The organism is Huijunlia imazamoxiresistens, assembly GCF_037132455.1.
GTDB lineage: Bacteria > Bacteroidota > Bacteroidia > Chitinophagales > Chitinophagaceae > Flavisolibacter > Flavisolibacter imazamoxiresistens.
The window spans coordinates 135703-154015 of sequence record NZ_JBBBEI010000012.1; the positions used below are offsets into that span (position 1 = coordinate 135703).

Sequence of the window (18313 nt, forward strand, 5' to 3'; positions counted from 1 at the left end):
GGTTCGTTGCTGATGGGGTTTACCTTTATTGCTTGACTATGGTGATCGTTTCGTACAACTGGTTCAGCGTTACGGTATAATTACCCGCCTGTGTGATCTCCCATTTGTTATCCGGGTTGCCGCCGGCAATGAATTTGACCGTGGTATTTCCCAGGTCCTGGTGATTGACGGCCGGCATGAAATAATCGGTGCCCCAATTGCCGGTGGCCGTAGGGATCTTGAACTCTCCTGCTGCCAGGGGCCCGGAATAGGTAAACACCATCGGGTTGGCCGCATCCTTCACCATTTCGTTGGGATGGTTGATGTCCCAGCCATTAGGGGTGGCACTGCCCACCATCCACAGCTTCCCGTAAGGCGTAAAGGGCTTTATGGAAAGGGTCATATCCCGGATGTTCAGTGTGATCTTATAGGCGCCGGGAGTGGTAATTTTCCATTTATGATCGGGATTGCCGCCCGCTACCAGCCGTACGCCCGTCGTACTCAAATCAGGATGGTTGATCAGCGGCATATAGTAATCCGTAGCGAAGTTTCCGGTGGTTACGGGGATCTTGAACTCACCGGCTTTCAGCACCTCGTTATAGGTAAAGACAAAGGGGTCCGAAGGGTCGACCTGCATTTCTGCGGGGTTGTTGATGTCCCAGCCTTTGGGCGTGGCATCGCCGATGATCCACAGGCGGGCATGTGCGGGTCCGGCCTGCTTTTCCACGCTGATGGACTGGGCTACCAGGTTCACCACGATCTTATAAACGCCGGCCTCATCGATCATAAACGGATCATCGGGCTGACCGAAATCGGTACGGTAGAAAAGGTCGGTATCCTTTGCGCCCTTGTTATAGGAGGGGATCCATTCGCCCAGCCGGGTGATGAATTTGAAGGAACCCTTTTTCAGGGAACCCTGGTAGGTAAACTCTGTAGGATCGGCGGAACCCGGGGTTAACGGGGCCGCCTTGCTGTTGTCCCAGCCATTGGGAGCGGCTTCCCCGACCAGGTACAGGGTGGCGCTCACCTCGAAGAAAGGTTTTATGGACATAGAAAGTACGGGAGAAACCTGGGACGCTGCCGCCTCTTTGGCAACGGTGGCCCTTACCCGCGCTTCCAACTTCCCGGCGACGCCCGGCTGGAAACCAAAATGCTGCAGCACCAGGTCATTCAGCTCTTTGGCGGTAAATTTTTGGTTATATACTCCTTTGCCCAGGTAAACGGAATAGGGCGAAGAAAAGCCGGCGCCCTGCTTATCCAGTTCCAGCGTGTAGGCAATGGATGCATTCGTGCCCCCGTTGGAACCGGTGGTCCAGGCCAGGTCCAGGGCGGTATTGTTCCCGTTCTTTTGCAGCAGCACCAGTTCCGTAGTGGCGGCGGTCAGCTGCAACCGGTCGTCGGGCTGCACTTTTTGCTCCAGCTCTTTTTTACAGGAGAAAAACCCAAGGGAGATAAATGCCAGGAGGAACCACAGTTTTGTCCCCATTGTCCTGGATGGAAATTTATCGCAAACAAAATCAAAAAACATACAGTTGAATATTTGGCGGTTAAACAAGGATCAATAGCCTTCGTTCTGAGTAAGGTTGGGGTTCACGTCGCGTTCCTGTTGCGGAATCGGCAGCAGCAGGTGCTTGGGGGCGGCATTGGATTTGCCGATGGCGTGCAGGAAGTTCAGCCCGTACTGGCCGCCGCTTACCCGCACCAGGTCGAACCAGCGCTGGCCCTCAAACGCCAGTTCCATGCGGCGCTCGTGCAGGATCTTTTCGCGCAGGGGACCCTGGGCCAGACCGCTCACATCGGCCAGGCCTGCCCGGGCACGCACCTTGTTCAGCGTGGCATTGGGATCAGATGCCGGCAACTGGGCTTCGGCCCCTTTGCCCAGCTCGTTCAGGGCTTCCGCCTTCATCAGCAGCACATCGGAAAAACGCAGCACCGGGAAGTTCAGCGGGCTTTTGTTGTACGCCGTGGCAATGGATTTGGGCACCAGGAACTTGCGCAGGTTATACCCGGTCATGGAATAGGTTTTTTTGTATTCCCTGCCGTCGAATTTGGGGCCGCCTTCATAAAGAACGGTGACATCCTTGCGCAGGTCGCCGGGCTCGTAGGAGCTGACGAACTCGGAGGTGGGCTGGTTCCAACCCCAGCCGCCTTCGACGAAGTCCCCGCTGCGCGGACCGGTAAAGGTGCTGAGCCAGGAGGCCTGGTTTTCGTTGGACCAGAAGTCGAACTCCCCTTCCTTGTTGAATTGCACTTCAAAGAGCGACTCTTTGGTGTTTTCGGCCAGGGGGTTGAAATTCTGGCCGTAGGTGTCGTTCAGGGCGTATCCCAGCGCCTGCACCCGGTCGGCGTACGCCACTACTTTTGGCCAGTCGCCCAGCGTCAGGTACACTTTGGCCAGCATGCCCAGGGCCGCTCCTTTCGAGGCACGGCCGATGTCGGCGCCGCTGTACTGCTCGCGCGGGGGTAGCAGGTCCGCAGCCTCCTGCAGGTCCTGGATGATCTGTTGGTATACGTCGGCTTTAGCGGTACGGGCCGGGCGCAGGTCATCGCCGGGATAAAGCGGTTTGAGGATCAGGGGTACATCGCCGAAGAAGCGCACCAGGATGAAGTAGTAATGACCCCTTAGGAACCGGGCTTCACCCAGCACCCGGGCCTTCAGCGCCTCGTCCATTTTGATGGCAGGCACTTTGTCCAGCACCAGGTTGCAGCGCAGGATACCGGGGAAAGGGCCGCGCCACAGGTCCAGCACGCCGGCGTTTTCGGGCAGGGTGGTGAAGTTCGCCTGGTCCTGGGTTTCGATGCCGTCGGTGCCACCGCCGGCACCCACCACGCTGTTGCCCCCCATGATGTCGGTGGTCCACATCCGCATGTTGAACAGCTTGGGCCATTGCAACGGCTGGTAGGCGCCGTTGACGGCCGCGATGGCGTCATCGGCGGTCTGATAGAAGTTGTCGGTGTTGATGGTATCTGCCGGGGCTTTTTCCAAAAATTCTTTCTTGCAGCTGCCCAGGGCGCCCAGGAGCAGAAGGCCGGCTACGTATTTATTGATTTTCATGAGAACAAGCATTGTGGTGAAAGGAATGGTGAATCGTGCAGGTTTTTAAAAATTCAGGTGGAGGCCGAAGGTGACCGTACGGGTCACGGGGTATACCGTCCAGTCGATGCCGTTGCCCGCCACTTCAGGATCGATAGCCTTGTATTTCGTTAAGGTGTACAGGTTCTGGGCCGACAGGTAGAACCGGGCGGAGCCCATGCGGGCCCGTTGCAGCAGGGCCTTGGGCAGGGTGTAGCCCACCGTCAGGTTTTTGAGGCGCAGGTAGGAACCATCCTCAATGTAGCGGTCGGACACCCGGGTATTTTTATTCGGATCGTTGAACACCGCCCGGGGCATCGTGTTGCTGGTGCCGGGGCCGGTCCAGCGCTCCAGCGTGGCTTTGGACCCATTTTGCGCCACCGCCATGGCTTCCAGGCCGATCCGGCTGGCATTGTAAATCTTGTTGCCCTCAATACCCTGCACGAACAGCGAAAGGTCAATGCCTTTGTATTCAAAAGTGTTGGTCAGGCCGAAAATGAGGCGGGGGTTGGGATTGCCTAAAAACTGCCGGTCCTTTTCGTTGATCAGCCCGTCGTTGTTCACGTCCCGGAAGCGGATGTCGCCGGCCGCCGTGCCCGTATAGGTGGTGTTGCCCGGCACCTGTACCGCGCTTTCGTCCACCTCTTTCTGGGTCTGGAAGATGCCGTCCGTCACATAACCGTAGAAAACGTTGATAGGATAATCCTGCTGGAAACGGGCCAGGTAGGCATTCAGGCCGATGCTGTTCACGTCCATGGGGATGGAATCGTATAAGTTCACCAGCTGGTTGCGGTTGTACGATACGTTGAAGCTGGTGTTCCATTTCAACGGTCCCTTTTCGAGGTTTACCGTGTTGAGGGTCAGCTCCACACCCCTGTTCTGCACCTTGCCGGCATTGACCGGGGGCACGAGGATGTCGGAAAACCCGGAGATGGCCGGCACGCGGTACGGCACCAGCATGTCCTTCGTGTTTTTCACATAAGCGTCCAGCACCAGGTTTGCGCGGTTGCCAAAGAGGGAGGCGTCAAGCCCCAGGTTCATTTGCTCCACCGCTTCCCAGCGCACATTGGGGTTGGGCATGAAGGTGGGGAAGACAGCGGTGACAAACTGGTTGTTGAAATTGTACTGGCGGATATCCAGCGTCGAGGCAAAGGTGTACAGCCCGATTTCCTGGTTGCCGGTTTGCCCGTAACCGGCCCGCAGCTTCAGGTCGGAAACAAAGGGAAGGTCGAAAAAGTCTTCCTTGGAGATCCTCCAGGCCAGGGAGCCGGAAGGAAACACGCCCCATTTGTTTTTCGGGCCGAAGCGGGAGGAACCGTCGCGGCGCACCGTACCGGTGAGCAGGTATTTATCCTTCCAGGCATAGTTCAGCCGGCCGAAATAAGACAGCAGGGACCACTGCTCCTGGTTGCCCCTCAGGCGGGCGGGCTCCTGGCTGCTGTTCAGCTGCTGGGTCACATCGGACACAAAGCCCGCGTCGCGGCTGCCGCTGAGGGATTCGAAGACATTTTCCTGGGCGCTGGTACCCACCAGGGCCGTGAGTTTGTGGTCGCCAAAAGTTTTGTCCCATGTAAGGGTATTGTCCCAGAGCCAGTTGGTGCTTTTGTTGGAGGACTGCCCCAGGAAGGATTCCACCTGTGCCGTCGGTTTCCAGTTGTAGCGGGGCGACCAGGTGCGGGTATTCCAGAAGGAGGCCTCGGCCGATACGCTGGAGCGGAACCGCAGGCCCTTCAGCAAGGTTAATTCGCCGTAGACCGAGCCGCGGAGGTTATACCCTTGTGTGGAATTTTCTACCAGGGAGGCTTTGCCGATGGGGTTGATCACATCCCCCACCCACTGGCCCGGGCCTTCGGGGCCTGCCCAGGTGCCGTCCGGGTTGTAGATGGGCTGGGTAGGCAGGGCCACCAGGGCATTGCCGATGCTGTAGTCGCCGCTCTTTTTTACATCGTGGTTCAGCGTCAGGCTGTTGCCGAAGCGCAGGTTGTCCAGCACTTTCGTGTCGGTGTTCAGCTGCACGATAAAGCGCTTAAAGGAAGTGTTCTTCACAATCCCCTCCTGGTCCAGGTAATTACCCGAAACATAGTAATTGGTTTTGGGGGTATTGGCCGAATACGAAAGCGTATAATTCCGCAGGGGCGCTGGGCTTAATAAAGCGCCCAGCCAGTCGGTGCCTTTTCCCAGGGTATCCGGGTTTCCAAATGCGGGGTTCAGCGGCTGGCCGCCCCTGTCCATGATCTCGTTGTGCAGGGCGGCAAATTCTTTTGCGTTCAGCACCTCCAGCCTCCGGGCCACGCCCTGGATGCCGTAATACGCGTTGAAATTCAGCTGGGTGGCGGCGCCCTTGCCCCTTTTGGTGGTAATAATCACCACCCCGTTGGCGCCCCGGGCGCCGTAGATGGCAGCAGCGGAGGCGTCTTTTAAAATCTGGATCGACTCCACGTCGTCCATGTTGATCTGGTTCAGGCCGCTCTGTGTAGGCACGCCGTCGATCACCAGCAGGGGACTGTTGTTGCCGATGGTGCTGATACCCCGGATCCGGATCTCGGGGTTATTGCCGGGAGCCCCGGAAGCGATCACCTGAACGCCGGCGGCCTTTCCCTGCATGGCATCGCCCACGCTGGGGGTAGGCAGCGACTTCAGTTCGCTCATGTTCACGGTTCCCACCGCGCCGGTAATGTCTTTTTTACTCTGGGTGTTGTACCCCACCACCACTACTTCGTTCAGGGTATTGGGAAGCGGGGCCATCCGGATGCGGACCGCACCTTCGTCACGCAAAGGGTATTTAATGGGGGCAAAACCCGTATAGGAAATCACAAGGGTATCACCCGGAAGCACTTTTATACCGAACTGGCCGTTAGCATCGGTGGTGGTGCCCCCTTTGGCCTTCACGGTCTGAACCGAAACGCCGCCCAGGACCTTATCGTCGGCCGAAACCACGGTGCCCGTGACCTGCCGGCTTTGGGCGTGGGTAAGAAAAGGAGCGGCAACAAAAAGAAGCAGGGGGATAACCGGTTTAAAGCAGTTGCGGGGAGGTAATGGCATAAAGCAATCTTTGAAATGTTGAGGTGACTGTTTCTTATTTTTCCTGTTGATCCCGAAGCGGTGCCGGGATAACGATTACAAAGAAATTTCTTTTCCGCCCCAAGAGCTTATCTGTCCGTTTCAATAAATGCTCAAACCGTATCATTTTGCAAAACGGCCCCTGGACGTACGCCCGGTTTGGCTACATTGCATACACAAGCCTCCTGCTTATCTCCAATTTCAAAAAACGTCCAGGTGTTGAAGCATCTATTTTATGTAACGCTGCTCCTTTTGTTACCGGGTGCCGCCCGCCTGCGGGCCCAGCTGTATTTTAAAAATTACGGGGTGGAGCAGGGCCTTTCCAGCAACACCATCACCGCTATGTTGCAGGACCGCAAAGGCTTTATGTGGTTGGGCAGCCGCAACGGGCTGAACCGCTTCGACGGCCATGCCTTCCGGATTTTTCGGAACAACTTTTCCGACCCCGGGAGCATCGGCAGCAACTCCATCTTCACCCTGCACGAGGACGAAACCGAAACCCTCTGGGTGGGTACCACCAAAGGCGTGTACCTGTACGATCCCCGCAGAGAATCCTTTGCGCCCTTTGGCCGCCTGCCGGAAGGAGAAGTGCGGCTGATCAAGGAGGATTTCCAGAAAAACCTGTGGATCCTCTCCAATTCCCGCCTGTACCGCTACAACCGGGTGACGACTAAACTGGACGCTTTTACCGGGGAGGAGTTTTTAAGCCTCTGCATTGCCCCTTCGGGCGCCGTATGGGCCGCCACCGGCAGGGGGGTGATCAAAAAGTACAATGACCGGGCGGCCCGTTTTGAGGACCATGTGCTGCCGGCACTGGCGGCGAATAAAATGGGGAGCCGCATCCAGGAAATTTACCCCCTGACCGACTCTACCCTGCTGGTAGGCACCCTGAACCATGCGTACCTGCTCCATACCGGCACCTTTACCTTAAAAAATATCTTCGAAGGGGATCCGCTGCTGCACAACCTGCAGGTGCACACCTTCCTGCGCCAGTCCGAAACCGACATCTGGATCGGAACGGAATCCGGCCTGTACCGCTACAACCCAAAGACGGGAAAAGGCTCCCGGATGCAAAAGGAGTTCAACAACCCCTACTCCCTGACCGATAACGTTATTTTCTCTTTCTGCAAGGACCGGGAAGGCAACACCTGGATCGGGACCTTTTTCGGTGGGGTCAACTACTACTCGCAGCAACACAACAACTTTACAAAATACTTTCCGCAGGCGGGGCGCAACAGCCTGAGCGGCAATTTGGTGCACGAGATCTGCCGCGACGATTATGGAAACCTCTGGATCGGCACGGAAGATGCCGGCCTGAACCAGCTGGACCTTCAAACCGGCCTTTTTACCCATTACGGGCCCGGCAAGGAGCAGGGCGGCCTCTCCTATACCAATATCCACGGCCTGCTGCCTTTGGGACGGGAATTGTGGGTCGGCACCCTGGAGCATGGCCTGGATGTTTTGGACATTCCCTCCGGCAAGGTTATTCGCCATTACGATGCCGGGGAAGACCCCCATTCCTTCAAGAGCAACTTTATCGTGACACTTTACCGCAACCGGGCGGGCGACCTGCTGGTAGGCACCTGGCTGGGGCTGTATGCCTACAACCGGCAGGCGGATCACTTCTCCCCGGTGCCGTTTTTTACCACCCAGGTGCAGTCGCTGTACGAGGACCGGCAGGGGGTGCTTTGGGCCAGCACCTATGGCAACGGTGTTTACTATTTCAACCCCCGTACCCGCAGGGGCGGCAACCTCCGCTTCCAGGCCGGCAACCGCAACAGCCTGATCAACAATTACGTGAACCACCTGTTCGAGGACAGCAGGGGAACGCTCTGGTTCTGTACCGAAGGAGGGTTGAGCCGGTACCGGCGGGACGGCACCTTCACCCAATACACTATGGAATCGGGCCTGCCCGACAACCAGGTGTTCCGCATCCTGGAAGATGACGCGGGCCTGCTGTGGATCTCTACCGCCCGGGGACTGGTACAGTTTCACCCCCGGGAAGACCGCATGGTGGTGTATACGACATCGAACGGCCTGCCGACCGGGCAATTCAACTATAATTCGGCCTATAAGCATACCGACGGGACCCTGTTTTTTGGAACCGTAAAAGGAATGGTGCGCTTTAACCCAAGGGACTTTTTGAAAAACACCTTTATCCCGCCGGTATACCTTACCGGCATCCAGGTCAACAACCGCGACCTGCCCATCAATGCCGCTTCCCTGCCCACCTCCATCACCTATGCCCAAAAGATCACCCTGCCCTACGACAGCTCCAGTATCAGCCTGGACGTTGCCGCCCTGAGTTACAATACCCCGGACATGCACGCGTACCGCTACAAAATGGAGGGTATCGATAAAGGCTGGACCCTCATGAAGGCCGGCCGGAGCATTTATTACCGCCGGCTGCCGCCGGGTAATTATACCTTCCGGCTGAAAGGATCGGCCGGCAACGGGGTATGGAACCAGCAGGAAACTTTGTTGAAAATCGTGATCCTGCCGCCTTTCTGGGCCACGGCCTGGGCCTGGCTGTTTTACTTTTTGGCAGGCGCCGCCATCGTCTTTACCATTCTGCGGTATTATTACATGGCCTTGAATGCACGGAACAAACGGAAGATCGACCTGTTCGAACGGGAAAAAGAGCGGGAGATCTACAATGCCAAGATCGAATTCTTTACCAATATCGCCCATGAGATCCGTACACCGCTGACCCTGATCAAAATGCCGCTGGACAAGCTGATGAATGGGCCAAAGCTGGACGCGGAACTAAAAGAAAGCCTGAACATCATGAAAAAAAACACGAACCGCCTGATCGACCTCACCAACCAGCTCCTCGACTTTCGCAAGGCGGAAGCCAACAAATTCAGCCTGACCTTCACCAAGGTGGACATCAACGAACTGCTGACCGACATGCAGGCCCTTTTCCGCCCCGCAGCCGAACAGAAGGGCCTGCAATTCCGGGTAGAGGTGCCCCGGATCACCCTGCATGCCTTCGTGGACGCCGAAGCGGTAAAAAAGATCCTTGTCAACCTGATCAACAATGCCGTCAAGTACGCCGAAAAAACGGTATCGGTGCGGCTGCTTCCCTTCTCCAGCGAAGACACGCTTTTCCATATCGAATTCAAAAACGACGGCTTCCTCATCCCGGCGGACCTGAAGGAAAAGATTTTTGAGCCGTTTTTCCGGATAAAGGAAACCGGTAAGGAAGAAGGCACCGGCATCGGGCTGCCGCTGGCCCGGGCGCTGGCCGAACTGCACCAGGGTTCCCTGGAACTGAAGGCGCCCACCGATGGCAAAAACCTGTTTTTGTTGTCCCTGCCCATCCACCAGGATACGGAGATCGACCTGAAAAGCGGGGGCGATGAAGCGGATGCGGCAGAGGAAGCTACGGACGTAAAAGAAACCACCCTGGATGCCTCCCGGCCCACCATCCTGCTGGTGGAAGACAACCGTGAAATCCTCCACTTTATCCGGCGGGAGCTGGCGCATGGTTATAACATCCGCACGGCACAAAACGGGCAGGAAGCCCTGGAGGTGCTGGAGCGGGACAATGTACAACTGGTGATCAGCGACATCATGATGCCGGTCATGGATGGTATCGAACTCTGCCGGCGCATCAAAACCGATATCCAGTACAGCCATATCCCCATCATCTTGCTCACCGCCAAAAGCTCGCTGAACGCCAAGATTGAAGGGCTGGAAGTGGGCGCCGACGCCTATATCGAAAAGCCCTTTGCTTTTGAGCACCTGCAGGCCCAAATCACCAACCTGATCACCAACCGCAATATCGTCAAGGATTATTTTGCCCGTTCGCCCCTGACGCATTTAAAAGGCATGGCCCACTCCAACCCAGACAAGAGCTTTTTGGAACAGTTGAACGCGGTGATCGGGGACAACATCACCGATATGGACCTGGACGTGGACGGGTTGTGCCGGATGATGAACATGAGCCGGCCCACGCTGTACCGGAAGATCAAGGCCCTTTCCAACCTTACGCCCAATGAGCTGATTAATCTTTCACGGCTGAAGAAAGCTGCCGCACTATTGGCGGAAGGGACGTACAAGATCAACGAAGTGGCGCAGATGGTAGGCTACAGCATTCCGGCCAACTTTACGCGGGACTTCAGCCGGCAGTTCGGCCTCACGCCTTCGGCCTACGTACAAAACCTGAAAGGGGGTCGGCCGGCCTGAAGGCATATGCTGAACTTAAAGAACGCGGCAATGAAAAGCCCCCTGTAGAAACAGGGGGCCTAACGATTGCTTGCCATAAGAACTACTGGGCAGACCCGTTCAACAGGCCTGACTATGACATTTACGAACATTTTTTGATGTACCGGCTCCTCATCAAAGGGAAAGCCTGGCGGAGGGGGAAAGGAAAGGCCGGCTAATGCGGTTGTGTTCCAGCACTTTTTCAATTTTTTGAACCCATATCTTTAATTCCCATGGCTTTTCCAGGTACAACTGGACGCCGGCTTTGTAAGCCGCGCTTACAATAGGCTGCAGTCGGGCATTGCTCCACATGACCACGGGAATGTCAGAAAGATCAGAATGGGCTTTTAACCGCTGCACAAATTCAATCCCATTTTCCTTAGGCAACCGGTATTCTATAAAGATCAGGGAAGGCCAGGTACGTTCCATTTCTTCCAATAAGCCGTCTGTATCTTTCTGGAAGATTACCGTAATGCAAGGAGAAATCTCGCTCAACGCTTCTCTAAAGAAATGGCGGTCTTCCCGATCATCATCAACAACCAGGATAACCGGGTTGCGCTCGTTGACAAGCTTCATACACAAAAAGGTTAAGTCGTTAATCAAATTGGCAGCAGGGAAATGGGACCGGCTAAAAGAACTATTCACATATTGTATGCAAGTAAATAAAAATGGAAATAGTGTTCTTATCTGTACATTTCAAAATATATTCATTTTGTATCACTTCCCGTCTGACCTTTCCAGAAAGGGCCAGATGGTATCAGGTTGTTGTACTCAATGTTACTTCCGGTAGAGGTAAAGTCCTACTGTAAAACCAGCCGCGCCTAAATGGAAAAAACGGAAAAAGCTATACCGTGCTGGCGGTTTAGGAATCAAACGAAAATGCGTACCCGGTTTATCCGTATCGTTGTAATGACCACATTATTGTAGGATAGGTGTTCAGGGCTGAAATCAGGAAAAGGACCACCTCTTTCCTTCTCTATTTAAAAACGCTCCCTGATTCTGCCTACCACTTAACTGTCTTGTCAATAAATCGGATCAGCACATTTGCCATCGCCTGTTGCTCCCTTTTATTGGGATGACCCGACGTTTTTTTGTACGGGAAGAAAAGATATTGGCTGAAGTGTTATTGGAAAGTTTGTACAGCTGTAACGAATGCTTTCCCCGGGGAAGCCCGCTCACCAGGGAAACGGTTTTCCGAATACTGTCGGATCCGAACTTAAATGCTTTGGAGGCATCATTATCCACAATAGCATAAAAGAAGCCCTCCTCCCGGAGCGACCGGAGGGTAGCTTTTACTCCTGTACCCGTGAAGTTGATGGTGGCCGAAGAGCCCGGCCAATAAAAAGTTGCGGAGTCTTCCGCCACTGCTACTCTTCCTATATAAGTAATCTGCTTATTACCGGGCTGTACCCGGAGTTGGCCGGAACAGGGAAGGCTTAAACAGAACAGCGCCAGGGCAAGTGTTGCGTTGAAATATTTTATCATTTTCAGATTTAGCAGGTTGCGAAAATAAGGGTACAGGTTGCTTATTGAAGGAGTGCGCTTATCTTTTCCCCGGCCACCTGCACCTGTGGCTGGAACCGGCTGGAGGACATATACTGCTGCAGGCTATGCAACAGTTGCCCCGCTTCCGGCCGTTGCCCTTTATCCGTAAGCAAATCGATACCGGAGACCAATAAACGACCTTTCCCGACCCGGCATTCGAAGATCAGCCCCAGCGGGCGGGCCGTCGCCCAGTCATCCACTACCCGTACGATGGGCTGCAGCCCCGGGGCTACCGAATCCAAGAGCACCGCATCGGAATGGCTCATCGCATCCCACCACTGCCAGTTGCTGTGGTAAGCGGTGGGAAATTCCGCCAGGGCCGGGTGCTGCGGGTTGCAGAGAATGCCCAGCGTGTGCGGGGCCTGGCCTTTGGTACAGGCCGTATTCCAAAAAATGCTCGAAAAGCCGACCGCCACCGATCCGCCCTTTTCCGGTCGAACCGATCCCTTCTTCATGGTCAATAAGACCTTCCCGCCTTTGTCCAATGTCTCCATGGTCTTTTCATCCCATTGCTGCGTCACCAGGATGCCCGTGTCGTTCCGGGGCAGGGACGCAGGATACACGAACAGGTCCCATGAATTTTGATATTCACCCACGGAAACGGTCAGGACCAGTTGGCTGGCCTGGGTGACGGCAGCAAGCGACTGGGAAATCTCCCCCAGTGGAAGGCCATTGCCCAAAGGAATGTTCCCTTTGGGAAGCTGTCCGCGGAACAGGACTTTCCCGGAGGTAGTGGCGATCGTCCAGGAGGGGGAAACCCCCTCCAGCGCCTTTTCCCCGAAATTGGCGACTTCCACCGGCACGGATACCACTTCGTTGTTCCGATAAACCATTTTGGGAAAGCGGGCCAGCGGCACCACCGCATTGCAAAAACGGCGGTATTCTTTTGCCGTAATGTATCCTTTCTCCTCCCAGAACGGGTTCAGCACGCCTACCAGGGCCGTACCCTGGCCGGGAAAATCGCGTAGATCGAGCAGCTGGAAGCCGCCAAAGCCCTTTGTCCGCAAGGCCGCTTCTATATCCGATTTGTAACAGAGGGCCTGCAGTTTCCCCGACGCCAGCAGGAAAGAGTCGGCCAGGTGCCCCAGGCCGTTTTGCTGCAGCTGGTCCCAAAAAATCTCGAAGTTCTTTGCCTGTACTACCCCTGTATATTTTTTGATCTCCTTAAAGTCGGGATAAACGCACCATTGCCCGATCTCGTGGCCGACAACGGGAACCTTCCACCGGGCAATCGTATCCGACCAGTCATAATCCGTCCGGGGCGGCTGGCGGTTGATGACGCTCTTTAAACCGGCTTCCCATAACTGGATCCGGGGCTCGGAAACGACCTGGTATTCATTGTCCGGAAGGGCAGGCCAGGCGGATGCCGCCGTATACAGCCTGCGGTTATCCTTGTTCTTCCAATAGTTCACCCACCCTTTCAGGTAGGGGACATGGTTCGTGCCGGCCGGTTCATTGCCGTAGGTGAGCATACAAAACGAAGGGTGATTGCCATAATCCCGGATCATTCGCTCACTTTCTTCGTAAATATAGGCGTCAACAGGGGCGCCATCACCCAGGGTAGTGCCCCAGTTGGCCCAGGAAGAACATTCCACCTGCAGGTAAAAGCCCGCCCGGTCCGCGGCTTCGAAAGCCGCCTCCGGGGGGCACCAGGAATGGAACCGCATGTGGTTCAACCCAAACGAACGGGCGATGCGGAAGATGCGCATCCAGGAAGCGATGTCCGTTGCCGGGTAGCCCGTCAGGGGAAAAATGGCGCACTCAAGCGTGCCCCGCAGGAAAATAGGGCGTCCGTTTATGTTGAACTGGGTACCCCGGGCAGCAAACTCCCGCATCCCAAAAGGGATGTTTTTCTCTTCCGCCCCGCCGTTCTTCCCGGTCAATTGCACCTGCAACGAATAGAGGTTGGGGTGAAACTCATCCCACAGCAAGGGCGCATCGCCCATGGGATAAACGGCCTCCAAAAGGGCGCTGTCGCCCTTTACGTCCACGCTCCAGGACTTTGCCGCCAGCTTTGGAGCCCCGGGACTAAGGGAAGTGGCCTGCAGGCGGATGGTGGAGGTGACCGGGCTGCCGGAGGCATTTTTGATCCGGATCTTTGCCGCCACTATTTTCTTACGCACATCGGGGTATAGCTGTACCTCTTCGAGGTAAACCGAAGGACGGGTCGCCAGGTAAAGCTGACCTACCATTCCATTCCAGTTGGTTTGCGTATGGTCGGTAATGCTGTGGGAATTCTGGCCCACATTTACCTCTTTTATCCGATTGTCCACCCGGACGGTGAGCCGGTGCGTGCCCGGCGACAAGGCCCCGCCCAGGTCGAACACCTGCGCCGTCCCCAGGCTGTTTTGCATCCCGACCTTCCAGTCGTCCACCCAAACCGTGGTTTCCCAATGGCTGCGTTCGAGATACAGCTCCAGGTGTTTTCCCTTCCAGGAAGCAGGAACGGATACTTCTTTCTGGTACCAGGCCGCCCCCTTGTAATATTTCCGGGGCTGCAGCCAGAAAGGCACCTTGATATTGCCTGGCTGCCGGTACTTAGCATACTGGGGCTTGAAAAACCAGGAGGAGTCGAAAATGGTCCCGGTCCAGGGCGTCTGCAGGCTGATCTCCTCTCCTTTTCCGTTGGTCGCCATGGAACCGGGAAGACGAACCTTATCCGTTAATTCTTTTTGGAACCATTGCTCCTGCTCGCCCTTGTCCCCCGGATCCACCCCAAACCGCCATTCGCCGGCCAGGTTGATTTTACTATCCCCGGTGTTGTTTTGCCACTTACTACGCGGTTGTGCCGCACCGGGATGGAAAAAGAACCCCAGGATGAAGGCAAGGAGGCCTCCCTGTATCGTTTGTCGTTTCATCTCCATGAATTTAGGTGTCCTATATGCAGGTTAATGACTTAATGGGCTCCCATGCTGTGCTCCAGCGCCTCCAGGGTTTGCCCTTTCGTTTCCTTCACTTTTGCCTTTACAAATAAAAACCCCAGCAGGCAAATGCCGGCATAGAGATAAAAGGGGCCATAGGCGCCCAGCTTTTCCGCCAGCACCGGGAAGGTGAATACCAGGATAAAATAGGCGATCCAGAGCGACACAATAGCCACGGAGGAGTCTACGCCCCGGATCTTGTTGGGAAAGATCTCCGAGATCAGCACCCAGGTCACCGGCGCCAAAGAGGGGGCGTAGGTGGCGATGGGCAGCAGCACAAAAAGGGATACCAGCCCTGCACTGGCCTTAGTTTGCAGCAACGGGGAGAGCAGCACGTAGAGCACCGACAAGCCCAGGGAACCGATCAGCATCAGGGGGCGGCGTCCCAGCCGGTCCACCTGCCACATGGCCACAAGGGTAAAGACCAGGTTGACGATGCCGATGGATACGGTCTCAAAAAGTTGCCGGTCGAGGTTGGCGCCTACGGATTCGAAGATGGTATTGTAGGTAATGGGGCCCCCTTTCACCAGAATTGTCGTATTCATAATGGATAGCTTGATCGTTTAAATTGTTGAAGTTTATTTTTCCATTTCCAGGACGGCTTTGTATTCCGGCGTCAGGGTGACAGCATTTACTTTCAAAAAAGTTTTGTTTTTTCCGAATTCCGGGATGGCCGAAGGCTTTAAATCCACCAGGTAGGAAGCGTCCTTCTGCATCGGGCGAAAATAAAATACCATTTCCTTCGCCGCCTGTTTTTCGATAAACTTCCGCAGGCCTATTTCCCAGGGAATGCCCTTGTAAAATTCATCGGTAACCAGTTCACCGTTAATAAAGCCCATGCCGGTATCGCCGGTATAATCCACGGTCAGGAAAATATCGTTTACCCCTTCGGGCAATTCCTGCGGCAGCGGCACTACCAGCTTCCTATTGCCGATTGCCCTGGTCGTGAGGGGCAGGTCAACCGGGGGCAGGGAAACACGAAAGGCGGAAAAGGAGGAATTGCCTTTGGTTGCCGACAGGGTTCCTGTTTGCGCCTTCGGCGCCGCTGGCAGCCTGGGGTAAACGGAGCACTCAAAACTGCTTTTTCCCTTACTTAAAAACTCGATGGAATCCCCGTTTTGAAGGACCACTGCCTCGGAAAAGAGTACGTGTTGCTTTCCGCCCATAGTTACGGAATAAGCTTTTAAAGCCGTTTCCTTATCCACTACCAATACTTTGGTCCGCTTGCCCTCCTTATTTACCGAAAATTCGGAAATACCGTTGGCACGGCAGCTAACCAGCAGTCCCCCCGTACGCTGCTGCACCCGGCAGCCGCTGATATTCTTTATAATGACACCGGGATTTTTAGCGAAAGAAAATTCAGGCTGGGCGCCGGGCGGCACGAAGAATACATAATAAGGGGCTGCCCCGTCCCCTGCTTTCAGCAGCAACTGCGCGGTGGCATAGCGGAGGTTTACCCCGTTCAGGTTGAAGTTGAAGGGGAAGATGGCATGCTCCCCGGCTTTCAGGTCAAACCCGCCCGTTTGGGGCAGGAAGACATCACCCTTAGGGGTGCGGATGCATACCCGGATTCCGGTCTTATCCGCCGTCACCGCATCATCCTGGAAGTTATTGATAAAGAGAAAACCGGAATTGTCCTTTATCCGCACTGCGTACCGCAGGTCAGTAACGTTCTCCGGCTTCAATGTGGCAGCATTCCCGGGCAATACGGTGGCCATCGGCGCCAGCTGTTCCGCGAAATCACGCGTAAAGAAATGGAGCAGCTTCAGGCGATGGAACCCTTCCCGCACCTGGCCGTATTCGCCGATGGGCGCCTGGAAGTCATAGGAGATCTTGGGCAGCCCGTAGGCCTCGTCGCTAAAGTAGGAGTGCTCGCCTCTTGGGGTGGAACCGCCGTGGTACATATAATACCCCATGCCGTTGGCGCCGCTGCCCAGGCAGCGGTTGATCATGGCGTCGAAGCTTTTGTGTTCGGCGATCGGCCGGCGGGTGTAGACCGACATGATTCCCGATCCCAGTTCGGCCGGAAAGGCAGGGTAATCTTCGGGTTGGTAGCGCACCGGCGCGTAGTCGGGCTTTTTGTGCATATCCTTGTACAGGAAAAAAGGCGACACGTCTTTTTTCGGCGTCCAGAAGGGATAGGCATAGGCGGCCGTAACCGGGATGGATTCACCCGGAATAATGGCGGCATTGCCCCAGCCCGTGGCGGTGTACAGGGGTACCTCCATTCCCGCTTTCAGGCATAAGGATTTGAGCACCTTCATGTGGTCGTTGCCCAGGGCCGCATAGGGATTCCCACCCTCGGCGATTCCCACCCCTTCCTGGGTAACGCCCAGGTCGCGTTCCGAGGCCGTCATATCGTAGGGCTGCTGGGGGTAGGTAAGCCCCCAGGGAGCGGCGGAATGCTGGTATTCGTTCTCGATCTGGATGCCCACCACAGGTCCGCCGTCCTTGAAATACAGGCTTTTCAACTGGCTGCCGATGGCGTTATACAGCTTCTCCACGTACGACAGGTAAAGGGGGTCGTTGGACCGGATGGTCAGCGGGCGCCCAAGCAGCCAGTCAGGCAGGCCGCCGCTGCGGATCTCGCCGTGGCAAAAGGGGCCGATGCGCACGATGGCATAGAGCTGGTGCCTGGCGCACAGTTCCAAAAATTTGCGTACATCCCTGTCTCCGCTCCAGTTAAACCGCCCTTCGGTTTCTTCGTGCACGTTCCAGAAGACATAGGTGGCCACGGTATTGACGCCGCCGGCCTTCATTTTTTTCAGGGATTCTTCCCAATAGGCTGCCGGGTAACGGGAAAAATGGAACTCCCCGGTTACCGGAATAAAGGGCTTGTCATTCAGGGAAACGTAGTAATTGTTTACGGCCATCACGTCCCCCCTGTTGTTTTTTCCGCCCAGCTTTAAATGTTCGGAATAGATCTTTTTTCCCGGCACCCCTGCATCGATCTCGTAAACGTTGGGTGCAATGGCTGACTGGCTGTACACGCCTGCCCCCGAAAGCAGCAGCGCCGTGGTGAAAAAAGGAAAACGACAAATTGTTCGAAAGTTCATGGCAGCATTTTTAAGGTGCGTTGTTGACCTATTGTTGAAATAAGAGAAGAGCAGGAATTGGAGCAGCTGGCGGCCCGGTAGGGCCGCGGGCCACTTCCCTTCCACTCCTTAAGTATTTTGCTTATTGTTCGATCAGGGCTAAAAACTCCATCATGGATTTATGGACCGCAGCGCCCTGTTGGTTGGGATAAGTGGGGATCACAAAGTCTTCTGTCCAGACTTTTACCTGGTTATTCATATAGCACAAAATGGTTTGAAATGAACGGAATGATGAAGTCCAAAATAAGAACACAAAAAGCACTTTTTTGTATACTATATTAGGGTTTTGATGGACTATCTTATGGTCGCAGATTATTAATTTTTATCCAGCCATTCAAAGAAGCAAGGCCCGCTGTTGCTTTAGCGGGCCTTATCTATGGAGAATACCCTGATGCTACTGGATTCTCTTTTCCCGGTATTCGGCCGGGGAG

At 55.3% G+C, this 18313-nt stretch carries 9 protein-coding genes; 1 reads left to right on the top strand and 8 read right to left on the bottom strand.

What is annotated here, in order from left to right:
* Positions 1-25: 25 nt before the first annotated feature.
* The 3 genes from V9K67_RS15705 to V9K67_RS15715 form a co-directional block, all read right to left on the bottom strand.
* On the bottom strand, positions 26-1465 hold the full coding sequence (locus V9K67_RS15705; protein ID WP_336723997.1) for a SusE domain-containing protein: 1440 nt from the start codon (positions 1463-1465) through the stop codon (positions 26-28).
* Positions 1466-1537: 72 nt separating this feature from the next.
* Entirely contained in the window at positions 1538-3034 is a 1497-nt protein-coding gene (locus V9K67_RS15710; RefSeq protein WP_336723998.1) for a RagB/SusD family nutrient uptake outer membrane protein, read from the bottom strand.
* Positions 3035-3079: 45 nt separating this feature from the next.
* Positions 3080-6094 carry a SusC/RagA family TonB-linked outer membrane protein gene (locus V9K67_RS15715; protein WP_336724000.1) on the bottom strand — a complete coding sequence of 1005 codons (3015 nt, stop codon included), beginning with the start codon at positions 6092-6094 and terminating at the stop codon, positions 3080-3082.
* 237 nt (positions 6095-6331) lie between these two features.
* Between V9K67_RS15715 and V9K67_RS15720 the strand changes: the two genes are divergently transcribed.
* On the top strand, positions 6332-10303 hold the full coding sequence (locus V9K67_RS15720; protein WP_336724002.1) for a hybrid sensor histidine kinase/response regulator transcription factor: 3972 nt from the start codon (positions 6332-6334) through the stop codon (positions 10301-10303).
* A 153-nt stretch (positions 10304-10456) separates the two neighbouring features.
* On the opposite strand, the gene V9K67_RS15725 is transcribed toward V9K67_RS15720, so the two are convergent.
* The 5 genes from V9K67_RS15725 to V9K67_RS15745 all read right to left on the bottom strand — a co-directional run bounded on the left by V9K67_RS15725 (position 10457) and on the right by V9K67_RS15745 (position 17843).
* Positions 10457-10897 (bottom strand): response regulator, encoded by a 441-nt coding sequence (locus V9K67_RS15725; protein ID WP_336724004.1) that lies wholly within the window; start codon positions 10895-10897, stop codon positions 10457-10459.
* A 459-nt stretch (positions 10898-11356) separates the two neighbouring features.
* Positions 11357-11806: a hypothetical protein gene (locus tag V9K67_RS15730; RefSeq protein WP_336724006.1), complete on the bottom strand. Its 450-nt coding sequence runs from the start codon at positions 11804-11806 to the stop codon at positions 11357-11359.
* A 41-nt stretch (positions 11807-11847) separates the two neighbouring features.
* Positions 11848-14724 carry a DUF8487 domain-containing protein gene (locus V9K67_RS15735; RefSeq protein WP_336724008.1) on the bottom strand — a complete coding sequence of 959 codons (2877 nt, stop codon included), beginning with the start codon at positions 14722-14724 and terminating at the stop codon, positions 11848-11850.
* A 38-nt stretch (positions 14725-14762) separates the two neighbouring features.
* Positions 14763-15332 (bottom strand): MFS transporter, encoded by a 570-nt coding sequence (locus V9K67_RS15740; RefSeq protein ID WP_336724010.1) that lies wholly within the window; start codon positions 15330-15332, stop codon positions 14763-14765.
* Between the two features lie 33 nt (positions 15333-15365).
* Positions 15366-17843: a beta-galactosidase gene (locus tag V9K67_RS15745; protein WP_336724012.1), complete on the bottom strand. Its 2478-nt coding sequence runs from the start codon at positions 17841-17843 to the stop codon at positions 15366-15368.
* Positions 17844-18313 lie beyond the last annotated feature (470 nt).